This is a genomic window from Sphingobacterium sp. B16(2022) (assembly GCF_012030425.1).
Lineage (GTDB): Bacteria > Bacteroidota > Bacteroidia > Sphingobacteriales > Sphingobacteriaceae > Sphingobacterium > Sphingobacterium anhuiense.
Window position 1 is genome coordinate 1,523,610 of sequence record NZ_JAAUVN010000001.1, and the last position, 17,975, is coordinate 1,541,584.

General features: G+C 39.0%; 16 protein-coding genes. 9 read left to right on the plus strand and 7 right to left on the minus strand.

All coding sequences use genetic code 11. The annotated features are described in order from the left end of the window. Nucleotides 1-45: 45 nt before the first annotated feature. The 3 genes from bshB1 to HCX49_RS06800 all read left to right on the plus strand — a co-directional run bounded on the left by bshB1 (nucleotide 46) and on the right by HCX49_RS06800 (nucleotide 1,659). The gene (gene bshB1 / locus HCX49_RS06790) at nucleotides 46-771 is read left to right on the plus strand and encodes a bacillithiol biosynthesis deacetylase BshB1 (protein WP_168127053.1); all 726 of its coding nucleotides are present in this window, start codon (nucleotides 46-48) and stop codon (nucleotides 769-771) included. A gap of 73 nt (nucleotides 772-844) precedes the next feature. Continuing rightward, a complete protein-coding gene (locus HCX49_RS06795) occupies nucleotides 845-1,225 on the plus strand; it encodes a diacylglycerol kinase family protein (RefSeq protein ID WP_021188194.1) in 381 nt (126 codons plus the stop codon). Next, nucleotides 1,216-1,659 carry a GNAT family N-acetyltransferase gene (locus tag HCX49_RS06800; protein WP_021188195.1) on the plus strand — a complete coding sequence of 148 codons (444 nt, stop codon included), beginning with the start codon at nucleotides 1,216-1,218 and terminating at the stop codon, nucleotides 1,657-1,659. The genes HCX49_RS06795 and HCX49_RS06800 overlap by 10 nt, the downstream gene beginning before the upstream one ends. Here the strand turns inward: HCX49_RS06800 and HCX49_RS06805 are convergent. The 6 genes from HCX49_RS06805 to HCX49_RS06830 form a co-directional block, all read right to left on the minus strand. Further along, complete coding sequence (locus HCX49_RS06805) at nucleotides 1,656-1,946, minus strand: hypothetical protein (protein ID WP_132768202.1); 291 nt, start codon at nucleotides 1,944-1,946, stop codon at nucleotides 1,656-1,658. The genes HCX49_RS06800 and HCX49_RS06805 overlap by 4 nt on opposite strands. 82 nt (nucleotides 1,947-2,028) lie before the next feature. After that, the gene (locus HCX49_RS06810; RefSeq protein WP_168126588.1) at nucleotides 2,029-3,264 is read right to left on the minus strand and encodes a PQQ-dependent sugar dehydrogenase; all 1,236 of its coding nucleotides are present in this window, start codon (nucleotides 3,262-3,264) and stop codon (nucleotides 2,029-2,031) included. Between the two features lie 73 nt (nucleotides 3,265-3,337). Beyond that, nucleotides 3,338-4,147, minus strand: a complete 810-nt coding sequence (locus HCX49_RS06815) for a phosphate ABC transporter ATP-binding protein (protein ID WP_132768206.1) — start codon at nucleotides 4,145-4,147, stop codon at nucleotides 3,338-3,340. Beyond that, nucleotides 4,102-4,956 (minus strand): PstA family ABC transporter permease, encoded by an 855-nt coding sequence (locus HCX49_RS06820; protein WP_132768208.1) that lies wholly within the window; start codon nucleotides 4,954-4,956, stop codon nucleotides 4,102-4,104. Before HCX49_RS06820 ends, HCX49_RS06815 begins: the two co-directional genes overlap by 46 nt. Continuing rightward, entirely contained in the window at nucleotides 4,949-5,845 is an 897-nt protein-coding gene (gene pstC / locus HCX49_RS06825) for a phosphate ABC transporter permease subunit PstC (RefSeq protein WP_021188200.1), read from the minus strand. The genes HCX49_RS06820 and pstC overlap by 8 nt, the downstream gene beginning before the upstream one ends. 1 nt (nucleotide 5,846) lies before the next feature. After that, on the minus strand, nucleotides 5,847-6,818 hold the full coding sequence (locus HCX49_RS06830) for a PstS family phosphate ABC transporter substrate-binding protein (RefSeq protein WP_168126589.1): 972 nt from the start codon (nucleotides 6,816-6,818) through the stop codon (nucleotides 5,847-5,849). Between the two features lie 145 nt (nucleotides 6,819-6,963). Between HCX49_RS06830 and HCX49_RS06835 the strand changes: the two genes are divergently transcribed. From HCX49_RS06835 to HCX49_RS06860, 6 genes are read left to right on the plus strand one after another with little or no spacing between them, the layout of a single operon-like run. Continuing rightward, nucleotides 6,964-9,066, plus strand: coding sequence for a HEPN domain-containing protein (locus HCX49_RS06835; RefSeq protein ID WP_168126590.1), 2,103 nt, complete (start codon nucleotides 6,964-6,966; stop codon nucleotides 9,064-9,066). A gap of 15 nt (nucleotides 9,067-9,081) precedes the next feature. After that, nucleotides 9,082-9,840, plus strand: coding sequence for a uroporphyrinogen-III C-methyltransferase (gene cobA, locus HCX49_RS06840; protein ID WP_168126591.1), 759 nt, complete (start codon nucleotides 9,082-9,084; stop codon nucleotides 9,838-9,840). Further along, entirely contained in the window at nucleotides 9,841-10,422 is a 582-nt protein-coding gene (locus HCX49_RS06845; RefSeq protein ID WP_132768216.1) for a bifunctional precorrin-2 dehydrogenase/sirohydrochlorin ferrochelatase, read from the plus strand. Continuing rightward, complete coding sequence (locus HCX49_RS06850) at nucleotides 10,412-11,113, plus strand: phosphoadenylyl-sulfate reductase (protein WP_021188202.1); 702 nt, start codon at nucleotides 10,412-10,414, stop codon at nucleotides 11,111-11,113. The genes HCX49_RS06845 and HCX49_RS06850 overlap by 11 nt, the downstream gene beginning before the upstream one ends. Before the next feature lie 11 nt (nucleotides 11,114-11,124). Then, nucleotides 11,125-12,015, plus strand: a complete 891-nt coding sequence (gene cysD, locus HCX49_RS06855; protein WP_132768218.1) for a sulfate adenylyltransferase subunit CysD — start codon at nucleotides 11,125-11,127, stop codon at nucleotides 12,013-12,015. 44 nt (nucleotides 12,016-12,059) lie between these two features. Next, nucleotides 12,060-13,304 carry a sulfate adenylyltransferase subunit 1 gene (locus HCX49_RS06860; RefSeq protein ID WP_168126592.1) on the plus strand — a complete coding sequence of 415 codons (1,245 nt, stop codon included), beginning with the start codon at nucleotides 12,060-12,062 and terminating at the stop codon, nucleotides 13,302-13,304. A gap of 99 nt (nucleotides 13,305-13,403) precedes the next feature. Here HCX49_RS06860 and HCX49_RS06865 read toward each other — a convergent pair whose 3' ends face one another. Further along, on the minus strand, nucleotides 13,404-17,963 hold the full coding sequence (locus HCX49_RS06865) for an efflux RND transporter permease subunit (protein ID WP_168126593.1): 4,560 nt from the start codon (nucleotides 17,961-17,963) through the stop codon (nucleotides 13,404-13,406). Nucleotides 17,964-17,975: the final 12 nt, after the last annotated feature.

Consider the following 17,975-nt stretch of genomic DNA (forward strand, 5'->3'; position numbering starts at 1 on the left):
TTTGTCTATATTTAGTTGGTTAAACATTGAAAATAGACTCGCATGATAAAACTTGATTTATTAGTAATTACTGTGCATCCGGATGATGCAGAATTAGGGGCCGGAGGTACAATAGCAAAATATGTTGCTGCGGGTAAAAAAGTAGGTATTGTAGATCTTACGAGAGGGGAACTTGGTACTCGCGGTACTGCTGAAACCAGAGATCGTGAAGCAAACGATGCAGCTGCAATATTGGGCTTAACGGTAAGAGATAACTTAGCGCTACGTGATGGTTTTTTCAATAATAGTGAAGAAGATAAGCTTGCTGTCATTCAGGCGATCCGTAAATATCAACCAGAAATTATAATCACAAATGCCATTACTGACCGCCATCCTGATCATGGTAGAGCAGGTCACATGGTGAATGAAGCATGCTTTTTGGCAGGTCTAAGGAAAATAGAAACGATAGCAGACGGAATTTTACAAGAAGCTCACCGTCCTAGATTGGTGCTGCAGATGATTCAGGATTATTATATTAAACCTGATATTGTACTGGATATTACGGATTATTATACGATTAAGGAAAAATCAATATTAGCGTATAAAACACAGTTTTATACAGGCGAAGAAACGAATCTCGACGAACCGCAGACCTATATTTCGAATCCCGATTTTATGGAATCTACAGCTGCAAGGGCGCGAGAATTTGGTAGATCGATACAGGTAAAATATGCTGAAGGGTTTACGGCAAAGAAAATATTAGGTGTTGATGATATATTTCATCTGATTTAATTTAAAATAATCAAATAAAAGCCGTTTCTTTATTATATTAAGAAACGGCTTTTGCTTTTACAGCATATATTACATGAAAAATCAACAATTCTCGCTACAGGATCGAATAAAAAGTTTTGCATATGCATTCAATGGTTTCAAAATACTGTTGATAGAAGAACATAATGCGCGTATTCATGTAGCGGCAACTATTGTGACCATTGTTGCTGGAATTTACTTTGATATCGCTGCGATTGAATGGATGATCATCTTACTCTGTATTGGTGCTGTTTTTGCGCTTGAAATAATTAATTCCGCTATTGAAAATCTTGCGGATCTGGTTTGTCAGGAAAAGAATGATTTTGTAAAAAAAGCGAAAGATCTAGCAGCTGCCGCAGTATTAACAGCAGCGATCGTTTCTGTGGTTATAGCAATGTTCATTTTTGTTCCAAAAATAATGGCGATATGGTTTTAATTAGGGCTTACGAGCTACGGGATCGGGATGTCGTACTCAATATTATGCAAGAAAATATTCCAGCTTACTTTGCTCAGGATGAAAAAGAGGATTTGAAGTATTATCTGGATTTCGAGATGCAGCAGTTTTTTGTTCTTGAAGTAGACAATAGAGTGGTGGCATGCAGTGGCATTACCGTTGAGCTGGAAGAGCATAGGGCTGTAATCTGTTGGGATATGGTCCTTCCTGCAGAACAGGGTAAGGGATATGGCAAAAAGTTGCTGGAACACCGTATAGCAATTTTAAAAGAGCTGAAAACGATCGACCGCATCATTGTCCGTACTTCGCAACGTACTTATCTATTTTATCAGAAAAATGGCTTTGTTTTAAACCAGATTGTAAAAGATTATTGGGCGAAAGATTTTGACTTATACAGTATGGAATTGCTCTCTTAATCAAGTAAATTAAATAAAAAAGAGATCAATATAAAAAGAGGGATAATTAGAGCGGCAATAATATTGAATCTGAATTTTGGAATTTCGTTTTTACGGTATAAGAAAACAGATTCTACTATTAAATAGATAATCCATAGCAGCAAAAAGATTCCCATATAAAAAATTATAGCTAAGCTATCGGCTGTACCGCAACGTCTATTTGGATCTAACTGGGACAAACCGATGGGAATGGCCATAAATAAAAGAATGATCAATGCGACTATTCTGATTAGAACGTGTTTTGTCATACAATCTTTTTTTATTAATACACATACATAAAAAAAGGTAACCTTTCTGGTTACCTTTAGCTGTTTTTTACAATCGAAATTGTTATTTCTTTTTGTCAATTTTGTAAAGACGTCCTAAATCTGTAATGGCATAAAGCGCTCCATCTTTACCTTGTGTGATATCTCTGAAGCGTTGTCCTTCTTTTGCTAATAACCTTTCTTCGCCTACGACTTTATTATCTTTAATAACTAGACGGGCAATATGCGTACTGCTTAGTCCACTGATGAATAGATTGTTTTTCCATTCAGGAATGGCATCTCCTGTATAGAATGTAATACCGCTAGGTGATAATACGGGATCCCAGTAATAAACCGGTTGCTCTAATCCTTCTTTTTGTTGGATAGGTTCTCCAATTTTTTCACCACTGTATTCTAAACCGTAAGTAATGATTGGCCAGCCGTAGTTTTTGCCAGGCTCGATACGGTTTAGTTCATCTCCACCGCGAGGACCAAATTCTGTCTCCCATAAATCGCCCGTTTCAGGATGAAGTGCCAATCCTTGAACATTTCTATGTCCATAACTGTAAATTTCTGGTCTTACATCTGCTTTCCCTGCAAACGGATTACCCGCTGCTGGAGCGCCATCTGTTGTTATTCTAACAATCTTGCCTAATCCTGATTTTAGATCTTGTGCCTGAGGTCTGGTGGCTAAATCTGAACGTTCACCCGTACTTACAATTAAATTGCCTGATTTATCAAATAGGATACGCCCACCATAATGTAGTTTACCTTTGTACTTTGGTGTAGCGCGGTAAATAACTGCGACATTTTCAACTGTCTTCTCATCTGCGGCTAATTTTCCTTTACCGACGGCTGTTAGGTTTCCTTCAGCACTTGGCTCAGAAAAAACAAAATAGATCATTCGGTTTGTTTCAAAATTAGGATCTATCGTTAGTCCCAATAAACCACCTTGACCATTTGTATCCACTTTAGGTAGACCTGTTATCGGTTCAGAAACTTTACCGTCAGCAGTTGCTATTCTAAAGGTTCCTTCTTTTTCGGTAATGAGTAAACGTCCGTCCGGCAAAGACGCAATTCCCCAAGGAGACTTCAATGTTGTATTGAGTACAACTCCTTCAAATGGTGTAGTGGTTTTTACACCGGCGATACGGGTCTGGCCTTCAAAGGCAGGTTTATATTTTGTATTTGCCGCATTCGTTTCTACAGCAGGATATATACTATCTACTGTATTATTGTTCGTTTCAGCACCTGTAGTACCGTTAGAACAAGAATATAATGCGAAAGAACTAATCAGGATTGTGGCTAATTTACTTTTCATAGACAAATTGAATTGTTTCATATCATATAAAAATATAAATAATTTATTTAAAAATTACATGCAAAGCGTTTTATCATGAAATAAAGCCTTTTACATACTGACGTGTAATTTCATGTTTGGGATTTAACAGTACTTCTTCTGTTTTTCCAAATTCAAGAATTTCGCCGCCATAAACAAAAATGATATAATCAGAAACACGGCGTGCTTGTCTCAGAATATGCGTAACCAACACAATGGTATAATCTTTCTTGAGTTCAATAAGTAGATTTTCGATCGTCTGCGTCGATATTGGATCTAATGCAGAGGTTGATTCATCGCCTAATATAATCTCAGGCTTGACGGCCAGCCCACGTGCCAGGCATAGGCGCTGCTGCTGCCCAATGGAAAGTCGTGTCGCGGATTGATCCAGCCGATCTTTCACTTCTTCCCAAAGTCCGACATTCTTCAACTGTGTTTCTACGATCTCATTTAATTCCTTTTTTCCTCTTGTCCCATGGATGCGAGGGCCATAAGCGACATTGTCATATATCGACATCGGCAACGGAAATGGTTTTTGAGAAAGTAAGCCCATTTTTTTTCGAATATGTGTTACTTCGGCATTTGGGGCATATATATCTTCGCCATTGACAAATACAGAGCCTGAAACCTGAACTCCTTTCGTATCATCAATAAGTCGGTTTAAGGTTTTCAGTAACGTCGTTTTCCCACAACCAGAAGGACCGATGATCGAGGTAATGCTGTTATTAGGCAACGACAGATTGATGTTTTTCAAAATATGATGACCGTCAATATGAATATTCAAATCCTGTATCTGAATATGCGGTTGAATAGCCGGTCTTACAATTTGTGTTTGTTCTGTTTCGATGATAGGATGTGCGTGCATATGACAATAATTAGAATAATAAAAGTTAAGATAAGTGCTGATGCGTAAGCACGGCCTTGAACTTCTGGAATAGGACTGCTCAACTGGAAGAAGATCGCTAATGGCAATGTTGCGGCGGGTTCGTCAATATAACGGGGTAAATTGTCGCTAAATCCTGTTGTTAACAAAACTCCGGCAACATCTCCGATAGATCTTCCAAATGCAAGTAAGATTGCTGTAAATATTCCTTGTTTAATGTGTAAAATAAAAACTTTTGCGACTTCCCATTTGGTCGCACCTAAAGATAAAGTAACATGTTTTAAGTCTGTGGGAACTGTTTTGATGATTTCATCGACTGTTCGCACCACAATTGGTATTGTTAGCAGTGTAATGGTAATAATTCCACCTAAAAGGGATGCGCGGATGCCAAAATAAACCATGATGGTAAATCCTACAGCTCCGTATACGATAGAAGGAATTCCGTACAGGATATCAAACATTAATTTCGAGTACTGCGCTAGTCTCGATGATGTTTTGATGTATATATTTAAATATAAGGCGATCGGCACACCGATTAAGGTTGCCAATATAGTTGCTACACCTGCAAGGTAAAGAGATCCTAATATCGCATTTAAAATACCACCTTCTTTACCCATGTAAAAGCCACCCTTTGGTAATTGACTCACCATTTCCCAAGATAGATAAGGTAACCCTTTATATAGGATGGTGCCGATTATAAAAAAAAGTGAACCGGTGACCAACATTCCGGAAAGATGCATAAAACCTTTTGCAACTTTCTCTTTAAAAAGTCTTGTTTTAAGATTATCCATTATGCTTGCCCTCCAATCTGTTTAATATGATGCGTGAAATGAGATTGAATCCGAAAATAATAACGAAAAGGAGTAAGGCTGAAAACATCAGTGCCGAATCGTATAATGGTATTGACATCATTTCCCCAAAATTGTTTGCAATGAGTGCGGGAATAGGATAACCAGCATCAAATATGGATGTCGGTATTTTAGGAACATTACCGCAGACCATCAAAACTGCAATTGTTTCGCCGAATGCTCTGGAGATCGCCAATACAATTGCGGCTATTATACCAGGTTTTGCTCTTCTAAGTATGACTTTTTGGGCAGTTTCCCATTTGGTAGCGCCCAAAGACAGTGATGCTGCTTTAAGTTCTGCCGGCACCGTTTTTAAAACCTCGACCATAATACTGATCATGATCGGGAAAATCATCACTGCGAGTACGATTCCTCCAGCCAAAACAGTGTAACCCGAAGTAGAAACCGCAAAAATGGGCGCAATATAAGATTGTATTGCAGGTACGATAAATAATACACCCCAAACCCCGTATAACACAGGAGGAATGGCTGCCAGAACATTGATAAGCGGTAATATGACATTTTTCAAGGTGTCTGACGCATACTCTGTTAAGTAAATAGAGGTTAAGATACAAAGTGGGCATGAAATCAATAGCGCAACCAATGTGACACTGAGTGTGCCCATAATAAAGGGTAGGAAACCAAAACTTCCTTTCATAGGTGCCCACACATGATTTGTCAATAGTTCAAGAATGTTAAACGATTCAAATAAGGGTACTGATTTAAAAGTCAGTCCGATACCGATTATAATGACCACTGAAAGTGAAATGAGCAACAAAACAAAACTGACCTGTTTTGCGATTGCATTTTTTAATAACCTTGTTTTTAGCATATTACAGTTTAATCAGTTCTTTATTAATTAACGACTCTGTTAATGGTACATATCCATTTTCCAATAAATAACTCTGCGATTTTTTCTTTAGCACAAATGAAATGAATTCTTTAACGAGCAAATTATCAGGCTTCCCTTTTGTGATAAACGAAAGATCTCTGGCTGGTGGGCTAGGGTAATGGTTGTTACTGACAGCATCCGTTAAATCATCTATGGTACTATAAAAATCTTCGTTTTCACTGATCTGCCCATCTGCATTTAGATCGATTGGCAAGACATCAATTTTATCCATTACTTTTTTTGTTTTTAAGTCATAGACGTAATTGATGTTGTTAAATCCTATGGCATTTTTATCGTCTTTAATTGCCTGTGCAATTCCTGGATCACCAAAGATTCCTACGCCTTTTAAATCCTCCTGCTTACTTTTAAAGAAATTGGCCCAAGTTTCGGCGGCACCGGCGGCATCAGCACGAGTGTACACGATCACCGGATCTTTTGAAAATCGCGCGTCGATCTCGTTCCAGGTTTTATATTTTTTATTGATAAAGATATTTTTGAGTTCCGCATGGGTCAAACCACGTTCTTTAAGTAAGGTATAATTTGGATTTTCAGCATTAATGGTACAGATCACAGCATCTTTAGCAACATGGATAGGAAAGGCGCCTTTTGCTATTTCCTGTGGATGAAGATCGCGGGAAATAAGTCCGATGTCGACCATACCGGTCAATGCATCTGCAATTCCTTTGCCTGCTCCGCCAGCTGAAATATTAAAACGCACATGTGGATGTTCCTTTTTAAACTCTTCACTCCATAAGACTACTAAAGGATAGAGTGCAAACGCTCCAGATAAGGAAATATTACCTTCAAATCCTCTTTCTTTTGTATAGCCATTCTCTATTTTAGGAGCACACGCGTTATTCGTAAGCAACAACAATAAGCTTAATATAAGTATATTACGGTTGTTTTTTTTCATTTTATCTATCTCTATAGGATTGGTCTACAATAATATTTTTGACAAATATATATTAATTTAATAGATTTTATAGATTATATAGTTTTTTTTTCTACTTTTGAACCAAATAGAAGAGAATACAGACCAATAAATAGAATTTCAGCATATGCAAAGTTTCCGTACAGAGCTTGAAAACCCTGTGGTTGAGCAAGAGATTATTGATTTAGAAAAGAAAATTAGACTTTTTCAGGAAGGGAAAATTACGGATGAAAAATTTCGTTCATTGCGCCTTGCAAGAGGGGTTTACGGTCAACGTCAACCTGGAGTGCAAATGGTGCGTATTAAATTACCTTTCGGAAAAGCAACTTTCAAACAAGTGATTAAAATATCTGATGTATCGGATGAATATGCGATTCGCAATCTGCATATCACGACCCGTCAGGATATTCAGATACACTTTGTTAGTTTAGATCGCACACCAGAGTTATGGGCCAAATTGGCAGAGGATGATATTACTTTACGTGAAGCCTGTGGTAATACTGTGCGTAACGTAACGGCATCACCTACAGCCGGAATAGATCCACAAGAACCTTTTGATGTTTCTCCGTATGCGCAGGCCGTTTTCGAATTTTGCTTAAGAAACCCGATCTGTGCGGAAATGGGTCGTAAATTTAAGATGTCATTTTCTTCATCAGATGATGATACTGCTTTTTCATATATCCATGATCTTGGCTTTATTCCTAAAATACAGCTTATTGATGGTAAAGAAGAACGTGGTTTTAAAGTTCTGTTAGGTGGTGGATTGGGTTCTCAACCTTTTCTAGCGCACTTGGTACATGAATTTTTACATGAAGATCAGTTGATTCCGTTTGTTGAATCTTCTTTACGTGTATTTGACCGCTATGGCGAGCGTAATAATAGAAATAAAGCACGCTTTAAATACCTGATCCAAAAATTGGGTATTGATGAAGTGTTAAGATTAATTGCTGAAGAACGCGTTGCTAATCATGTAAAATCTTTTCAGATCAACCGCGATACGATCACGCAACCGACTCCACCGAATACGGATGTCGTGGAAAGTTTATCTTTGGATTTAGATCCGGATTACCTGATCTGGAAGTCAACAAATACTTTTGAGCAAAAGCAGCAAGGTTTTTATGGTGTATTTGCTAAAATATCTACGGGCGATCTTCCAACTGAAAAAGCACGAGTTTTGGTTGCTGGACTGGAAGGTCTGGTTGCCGACGAAATTCGTTTCACTCAGAATCAGGGATTGTTGCTTAAGTATGCTACCGAGAAAACGCTTCCTCATATTTTTAAATTATTGACGAAGCTTGAGTTGGCTTCTCCTGGATTTGAAAGCACGTCTGATGTGACGACCTGCCCAGGTACGGATACATGTAATCTGGGCATTTCAAACAGTACAGAGATGGCACGGGTTATTGAGTCATACATTCGTGATTTTTACGCAGATTTTGTTTACAACCGTGAACTGAAGATCAAAATTTCAGGCTGTATGAACTCTTGTGGACAGCATGGATTGGCGCATCTGGGTTTTCATGGAAGTTCTGTAAAAGCAAACGGTAAAGTCGTTCCTGCTGCACAGGTCATGATCGGTGGTGGTACTGTTGGTGATGGTGTAGGTCGTGTGGCCGAAAGAATTATCAAAGTACCTACCAAAAGAGTGCTGCACGTGGTTGACCTGGTTTTAACGGATTATAAAAAGAATGTTCAGGAAGGTGAAAATTTTCATGCTTACTATGACCGTCAGACTAAAAACTATTTCTACACCTTATTGAAACCTCTTGCTGATCTAACAACACTATCTGATGATGAATATATTGATTGGGGTCATCAGGAGACTTTTGAAACAGCGATCGGTGTGGGTGAGTGTGCGGGTGTCATGATTGACCTTGTTGCTACTTTGATCTTTGAAGCTGAAGAAAAAAGAGCTTGGGCGGTTTCTGCTCTTGAGGAGAAAAAGTATGCGGATGCTATTTATCATACCTACAGTACTTTTATAGGTTGTGCTAAAGCATTATTATTGGATAAAGGTGTTAATGTGAGTTCACAGCATGCTGTGATCCAGGAGTTCCAAGCGCAATTTGTGGAACAACATATTTTTGAATTGGAAACTACGTTCCCAGAACTGGTTTTGCAAATAAATAAGAATGAGCCTACTCCAGAGTTTGCTGAAAACTACCTTGAGAGCTTGAATACATTCTTTAACGCTGTGTATGAGTATAGAAATGCGGTGAAAGTTAATTAATGAGGAGGATAGAAGATGAATATTAAACCAAAAGTAACTTTGGTCGGAGCGGGTCCTGGTGATCCTGAATTGATCAGCTTAAAAGGTATAAAAGCGATAAAGGCAGCGGATGTAATTTTATACGATGCTTTAGTGGATGAGAGTTTATTGGATTTTGCCAGTGCAAACTGCACGAAGGTATATGTTGGGAAAAGAGCGGAACAGCTTTCTACTTCACAGGATCAGATCAACCAGTTACTGGTCGATTATGCGCTGACTCATGGTCATGTGGTGCGATTAAAAGGCGGAGATCCATTTGTATTTGGACGTGGTGGTGAAGAACTTGATTTTATTAATCAATATGATATCGAAACAGCGGTTATTCCGGGTATTTCCTCTAGTATCGGATTAACGGGCCTCCAAAAGATTCCTTTAACTTATCGCGGTATCAGTGAAAGTTTTTGGGTGATAACTGGATCTACAACTGAAGGGAAACTCTCAGAGGACTTGTATGCAGCTGTTAAAACAAATGCAACAGTAATCGTGCTGATGGGATTTGGTAAGCTAACAGAAATAGTCGCATTATACAAACAGCATGGTAAAGAAAATCTGCCTATTGCATTGATTCAAAATGGCTCTATGCCAAATGAAAAAATTATTATCGGTACGATTGAAGATATACTGGACGAAACTCAGGAAAAACGCATTGGTGTACCGGCTATTATTGTTTTGGGCGAAGTTGTTTCTAAGCATCCGAATTTTAAACATATTATTGAAAAATACGCAACTGTTTAAATGAATACGCTATTTCCAATTTTTGTCAAGCCAGATCAGATTCACATTTTATTAGTGGGAGGTGGACCGATCGGGTTAGAGAAATTTCAAGCAATCATTCAGAATAATGATAAAGCGCATATAACAGTAATTGCGACTAAAATATGTCATGAATTTAAAATCATCATGACGCAATATAAGCATATCGTTTTTGAAGAGCGTGATTTTGTGGAATCGGATCTTGATGAAAAACATCTCGTGATGCTGGCAACAAACAATCATGAACTTAATGATCAAATAAGAGCGTTAGCGAGTTCAAAACATATTTTGCTAAATGCGGCAGATAAACCGGAACTATGTGACTTCTATCTTGGATCGATCGTTAAAAAAGGTAATTTGAAAATTGCGATTTCAACGAACGGTAAATCCCCGACAATTGCAAAAAGAGTAAAGGAGTTTTTACAGGAAATGCTTCCTGAGGAGATTGATGAAACATTGGAATTGATGAGCCAATTGCGGAATCAATTAAAAGGTGATTTTCAGTCAAAAGTCACGGCGCTGAATAAACATACAAAATCATTAATTGAGAGAGATGGAAATTAGTGGAATTAAAGAACTTTTATCAGGAAAACAGGGAGCGGATCTGCTTCAGGTTATTACTGAACAATATCCTGATCAGGTTGTATTTTCGACATCTTTCGGTATCGAAGATCAGATTATTACAGATTGGATAGGAAAGAGCAAAGTGAATATCAGGGTTTTTACTTTGGATACGGGAAGACTTTTTAAGGAGACTTATTCGTTATGGAGCAGAACTGCTGAGCGCTATGCGCTAAAAATTGATACGTACTACCCGAATACCGAAAAGGTTCAGGAATTTGTTTCTGAAAAGGGGCCGAACTCATTTTATGAGTCTGTTGAAAATAGAAAATCTTGTTGCTACATACGCAAAATAGAGCCTTTACAGCGGGCTTTGCGAGGTGCCAAAATTTGGATAACAGGAATTAGAGCGGAGCAATCGGCGAATCGTCACGATATGGAGTATATTGAGTATGATGAGGGGAATAATATTATCAAAATTCATCCGCTATTTGACTGGACTTTTGAGATGGTTACCAATTATATTAAAAGCGAGCGTATACCTTACAATATACTGCACGATAAGGGCTTTCCGAGCATCGGATGTGAGCCCTGTACCCGGGCTGTTCAGGAGGGTGAAGATTTTCGCGCCGGCCGATGGTGGTGGGAAGATCAGAGTAAAAAAGAGTGTGGATTACATGTGACAACAAAATAAAGCAAGATTAAATGGATTATTTAGATCAACTAGAAGCAGAATCAATCTATATATTACGTGAAGTGGCCGGGCAATTTGAAAATCCTGCGCTCTTATTTTCTGGTGGAAAAGATTCTATTACTTTGGTTCATTTGGCATTAAAAGCATTTAGACCGGGTAAATTTCCTTTTCCACTGGTGCATATTGATACAGGTCACAATTTTCCGGAAACCATTGCATACCGCGATTGGTTAGTAGAACAGATCGGTGAAAAACTGATCGTAGGACATGTGCAAGATAGTATCGATGCTGGTAAAGTTGTTGAGCAAAAGGGGAAAAATGCCAGCAGAAATGCTTTACAGACGGTGACTTTACTGGATACAATTGCTGAAAATGGTTTTGACGCCTGTATTGGCGGGGCACGTCGTGATGAGGAGAAAGCAAGGGCTAAAGAACGTGTATTCTCTGTTCGTGATGAATTTGGACAGTGGGATCCGAAGCGCCAACGTCCTGAATTATGGAATATCTTTAACGGAAAAATCAATAAGGGCGAAAATGTCCGCGTATTTCCAATATCAAACTGGACGGAACTGGATGTTTGGAATTACATCAAACGGGAGAATATTAAACTTCCAAGTATTTACTTCAGTCACGAGCGTGAAGTGATCACCCGGAATGGCCAATTAATGGCAGCTGCGTCTTTCTTAAACATCGATGAAGAGGATGTTGTGGAAACAAAATCGGTCCGATTTAGAACAGTCGGTGATATGACCTGTACTGCAGCTGTGGACTCGCAGGCTACTGCCTTAGATGATATCATTGCAGAAATAAAAGCCTCTACAGTAAGTGAGCGTGGTGCCCGTATGGATGATAAAGTTTCTGAAGCGGCAATGGAAGACCGAAAAAAACAGGGATACTTCTAAGGGCAATGCAATAAGTTTTGGTGACTAATACAAAAATCTAGAAAATGAAAATTTTAAAATTTATAACGGCTGGTTCTGTTGATGATGGTAAAAGCACATTGATCGGCCGTTTATTATATGATACAGATTCGATACTGGACGATCAACTGGAAGCGATAAAAAAGGCTAACCGAAAAAATAATGATGGGACTGTGGATCTAGCAATTTTGACCGACGGATTGAAAGCTGAACGTGAACAGGGAATTACGATCGATGTTGCTTATAAATACTTTCAAACAGAGCACCGCAAATTTATCATTGCTGATGCACCGGGACACATACAGTACACACGCAATATGATAACAGGGGCTTCTAACTCTGATCTCATCATTATATTGGTCGATGCGCGTAAAGGGGTTATTGAGCAAACAAAACGTCATTCTTTTTTAGCAAAACTACTTGAACTTAAAAAAGTTTTAGTGTGTATCAATAAAATGGATATGGTGGATTATAGCCAGGAAGTGTTTGAAAACATTAAAGCTGATTATCAGACCTTAGCGGAACGTTTAAAATTGACTGATGTTGATTTTATGCCGGTTTCTGCACTAAAAGGTGACAATATTGTGCATCCTTCGGAACATTTGACTTGGTATGAGGGACCTTCTTTATTGTCTTATCTTGAGACGATAGAATTTAAAGAGGCAGATCAGCAAGCTTGGCGTTTACCGGTACAATGGGTGGTAAGGCCACAGACTGAGGAGTTACATGACTACAGGGGATATGCTGGACGTGTTGTTGGTCATGGTCTAAAAGTAGGAGATGATGTGCTAATTTTACCTTCTTCTATTAAAAGTAGCATCAAAAGTATTGAACTGGCTGGAGTAGATCTGCAGGAAGCGGAAGATGGCCAGTCGGTTATTGTCCATCTTGCAGATCATGTTGATATCAGCCGTGGTGATACCATTGTAACGGCTCAAAATTTGGGTCTGGTGGAACGTAATTTTGAAGCGAATATCTGCTGGTTTGACAACAAGGCTCTGGATACGAATCAAATTTATTTGTTTCAGAATTTCGGTAGAACGACAAAAGTGAAAATAAATGAAATCATTCATAAAGTGGATATCAACAACCAGGAATATAAGTATGGTGAAGGGATAGCTCTTAATGATATAGGCCGTGTACAGATTAAGGCCGCTGAAGATATCTCGTTTGATCTTTACCAGGATCACCAGGCAACCGGCAGGGGTATTATCATTGACCCGCGCACTAACTTAACAGTTGCGGCTGTTATGATTGAAAGCGTTGCTTAGCAGGCGAGGGGGATAGAAAGTCAAGTAAATTACTTTTTAATTAACATGAAAAAGGGTGGCCAATAAGGCCACCCTTTTATCATTAACATTTTTTTATTCTTATTTCCAACCTCCACCTAAGGCTTTGTATAACACTAATTGATTTAAGATCTTTTCTTCTAGAATATTGACCTGCTCAATTTGAGCAGCAAGGGATTCTCTTTGACTGGTGATGATCTCTAAATAATTGATACGGCCTGCCAAAAATAAATCATGAGCGGAATTTACGGATGATTCTAAAGCAACGACTTGTTCATTTTTGTGCTGAAAGCGTTCAATAATATGATCTTCTGTCAGCAAGGCATTGGATACTTCGTTATAAGCCTGTAAAACAATCTTCTCGTAATTCAAGAATGAAATACCATAATTTCCTTTGTACTGTTCATACTGCGTCTTTAATTCTCTTTGATTAAAAATCGGAGCTGTAATGCCACCGAATAAACCGTAAGTTGCCGATTTATTGATGTCAATCAGTTTATCGAAGCTAAATGAATTTAAGCCGATAAAAGGAGATAAGACTACTGCGGGTAAAAAAGCAGCTTTCGCAGCATGAACTTCATGCATGGCCGAAACCATCTGATGAGAGGCTTCGCGGATATCTGGTCTCAATGCAAGCATTAATGCGGGATCTCCAGAAGCCAATTTATCAAACAGATGTACTTCTTCCAGCTGAATTGCAGTACGTTCAATAGGCTGATTCACACGTCCAATAAGGAAATTGATGTGATTTTCGAGAATACTGATTTCTTGCTTTGTCTTAGCACGATCTGACTTGGAGTTTGCTAGAATAGCTTTAAACTGCTGAACAGCTAATTCGGTCGCTCGACCCGCTTCTTTTTGTACTTCAATAATAGCTAAGGCTTTTTCCTGCAGTTTTAGATTTCTTTCAAAGACTGCTAACTGATTATCCAGACTGATGAGCTGATAGTAGGCAGAACCAATATTGGTCACCAATTCGGTCGCAATCAATTGCTTTGCTTCAAGCTGTGATAGATAATTCTCGTACGATGACTGTCTCAGATTTTTTAATTTGCCCCATACATCGATTTCCCAAGAACTGCGCAGTCCTACAAAATAATCTGGAATAGCTGGTGATGGAATCTTTTCGTCTGATTTTAAGTTTTCTGAAAAGTTACTATCGTAGTTACCAATGCCTTCTTCTGTATAAAAGCCATACTTTGTCAAACCTGCGCCAACTTCAGCATTTACTTTTGGAAATAGCGCAGCTTTTTTCTGTTTGAAGCTTGCTTGAGCAATCTCTATACGCTTTATCGCCATCTGTAAATCATAGTTATACAGTAATGCTGAATCCACAAGGGCAATCAGTTTTTTATCTTCAAATACTTTTCTCCAAGAAATCTGACCTATCGAACTATCGGTTTGCACATTTGCCGGTGAAAATTTTTCGGGCAATGCTGTCGCTTGCATCGGTGTCAGCTTTTTAGGAACAGAACAGCTCGATATTAAAATAACAGCAAGCACAACAGAAACTACTGTTGCTAATTTCTTCTTCTTAACTTTTGTTGTTTTTTTTGAACAGAGAACATAAAGTGCAGGTATAATCAAAACACCGATTATGGTTCCGATCAACATACCTCCAACGGAAGCGGTACCAATTGTTCTGTTACCGATAGCACTTGCTCCAGAGGAGAACATCAATGGAATAAGTCCCGCCACAAAGGCAAATGATGTCATTAAAATTGGTCTTAGACGTGCTATCGCACCGTCGATCGCGGCCTCCACAATGGACATACCCTGTTTGTTTTTGAGTACTGCATATTCGACAATCAAAATGGCATTTTTTCCTAAAAGCCCAATCAGCATGACGAGTGCCACCTGTGCATAAATGTTGTTTTCTAATCCCAATAACTTTAAGAATAGAAACGCTCCGAACATACCGGCGGGAATACATAAGATAACAGGTAAGGGCAAGAAGAAACTTTCATACTGCGCAGCCAATAGTAAGTAAACAAACAATAGTACTAAGGCGAAAATGTAAATAGTCTGATCGCCAGAAGCAATCTGCTCTTTAGTCATACCTGACCATTCAATACTATAGCCTTGCGGTAAGCTCTTCGCAATCTCCTGGATGGTTTCAATTGCTTGTCCGGTACTGAATCCAGATGCCGGCTGCCCATTGATCATGGCGCTTGTAAACATGTTATAGCGTGTAATCTGTTCCGGTCCAAATACGCGCTTCATGGTAATAAAGGCTGAGTAAGGAACCATTTCGCCATTATCGGTTTTCACAAAAAGATTTAAAACATCTTCGGGCTGTTTCCGATAATGTGCGTCTGCTTGCACCATTACTTTATACATCTGTCCATAACGAATGAAATTGGTGGCGTAGAAGCTACCCATAAGTGTTTGCAATGTATTCATTGCATTATCAACAGATATTCCTTTCTTGGCCGCTAAATCGTAGTCAATTTCCAACATATACTGCGGAAAGTTAACGTCAAATCCTGAAGAAACGCTTTCTATAGCTTCGCTAGCGTTTAGTTTATTCATGAATTCTTCCAATACAACAGCCGTTTTATTGAGATCTTCAGTTCCTGTTTTATCCAGTAAACGAACCTCAAAACCTGCGGCATTACCAAAACCGGGAACGGTAGGCGGAGGGAAGAACTCGATCTGTGCATCTGCGATATGTGCTGTTTTTTCTTTGAGTTCATTCATCACATCATCAACTGTCTGCACACGGTCTTCCCAAGCTTTTAAATTGATCATTCCCATACCGTATGATGAACCTGATACTTCTGTCAAAATACTATATCCGGCAAGTGTTGATACCGTTTCTACGGACTCTAAACTTCTTGATATACGATCTACTTCATCTAACGCTTTCTCTGTTCTATCAACTGTGGCTCCTGGAGGTGTTGTGACACTGACATAGACCATACCTTGATCTTCTGTGGGAATAAAACCGGATGGTAGGATCGCACTTGTTCCCCAAGTTGCTACAAAAGATAATACCAGAACAAGTACTGTAAGTCCGCGACGGCTTACGGTTTTCGATAAAAATCCACGGTATTTTCCAGCTAATTTATCGTAAGCTTGATTGAATTTTTTAAAGAAACGTGTCATCCAGTTATTTTTCTCTTTCTGATCGTGTGGATTTTTTAACATGATCGCACAAAGTGCGGGTGTTAATGTCAGGGCATTGATGCCGGAGATAATAATAGCTGAGGCCAATGTGAGCGAAAACTGCCGATAAAAAATACCGACGGGTCCATCAAGGAAGGCCACGGGTATAAATACGGCTGACATGACCAAAGTGATCGCAATTACAGCAGTACCCACTTCTTTCATTGCCGCTAACGTAGCTTCCATAGGTGGAAGATTTTCCTCTTCCATTTTGGCAAATACGGCCTCGACGACGACAATACCATTGTCAATTACAATTCCGATCGCTAATACGAGTGCAAATAGTGTCAATAAGTTGATGGAGAATCCGAGCATCTGCATACAGAATAGTGAACCGATCAAACTCACCGGAACAGCTAAGATCGGGATCAATGTCGCTCTAAAATTCTGTAAGAATATAAATACGACAATAAACACCAATAAGAATGCTTCAAGCAGGGTTTTGATAACACTGGATATCGATGCATCTAAAAAGCGGGAAACATCATAACCCATTGTATATTTCATACCTGCCGGGAATGTGGCTTTTTGTAATTCCGCCATTCTATCTTTAACACGTTTGATAACATCTTGTGCATTGGATCCCGGCAATTGCTTTAACATGATGGAAGCCGAAGGTCTACCGTCAGTTTTAGAAACCATTTCGTAATCTAATGAGCCGAATTCGATCTCAGCAACGTCTTTTATACGGATAATAGAACCATCTGCATTTGCCCGAATAGGTACATTGGCATATTCTTCCGGTTCCGAGAATTTTCCCGGATAACGAAGTACATACTGTTGCATATTGACCATTTTATCCGAGCTTATACCCGTTTGACCAGGGGCAGCTTCGATATTTTGTTTACGAAGGGAAGCAATTAGTTCGTCGGTTGAGATGTTGTAAGCCGCTAACCGATCAGGTTTAACCCAAACACGCATCGCGTAATCACGCATACCCATAATCTGAGCAAAACCAACGCCTTCAATACGCTTGAGTTCCTTTAAAACATTGATATCTGTAAAATTGTAAATAAAGCGTTCATCAGCAGTTTCATCTTCAGTATACAGATTGAGATACATCAACATACTGTTTACCTCTTTTTCTGTGGTAACACCTGCGCGTGTCACTTCCTCGGGAAGCTCATCTAATACTGTTGTTACCCGATTCTGCACATTTACTGCGGCAATATCGGGATCAATTCCAACTTTAAAAACGACTTGAATGAGTGTTGTTCCATTGTTAGTGGAAACGGTATTCATCGAGGTCATACCTGCAACACCATTGATCGCACGTTCCAGCGGAATGGCAACAGCATTGGTACTGACTTCCGCATTTGCTCCTGTGTAATTTGCGGTAACAACGACCGACGGAGGTACAATATCTGGAAACTGGGTAACAGGTAGTGTAAATAAGGCCAATAATCCTAGTAACGTTATAAATAATGAAATTACCAACGATAGGATAGGCCTTTTTATATAAACATCAAACATAAAATATTTTTA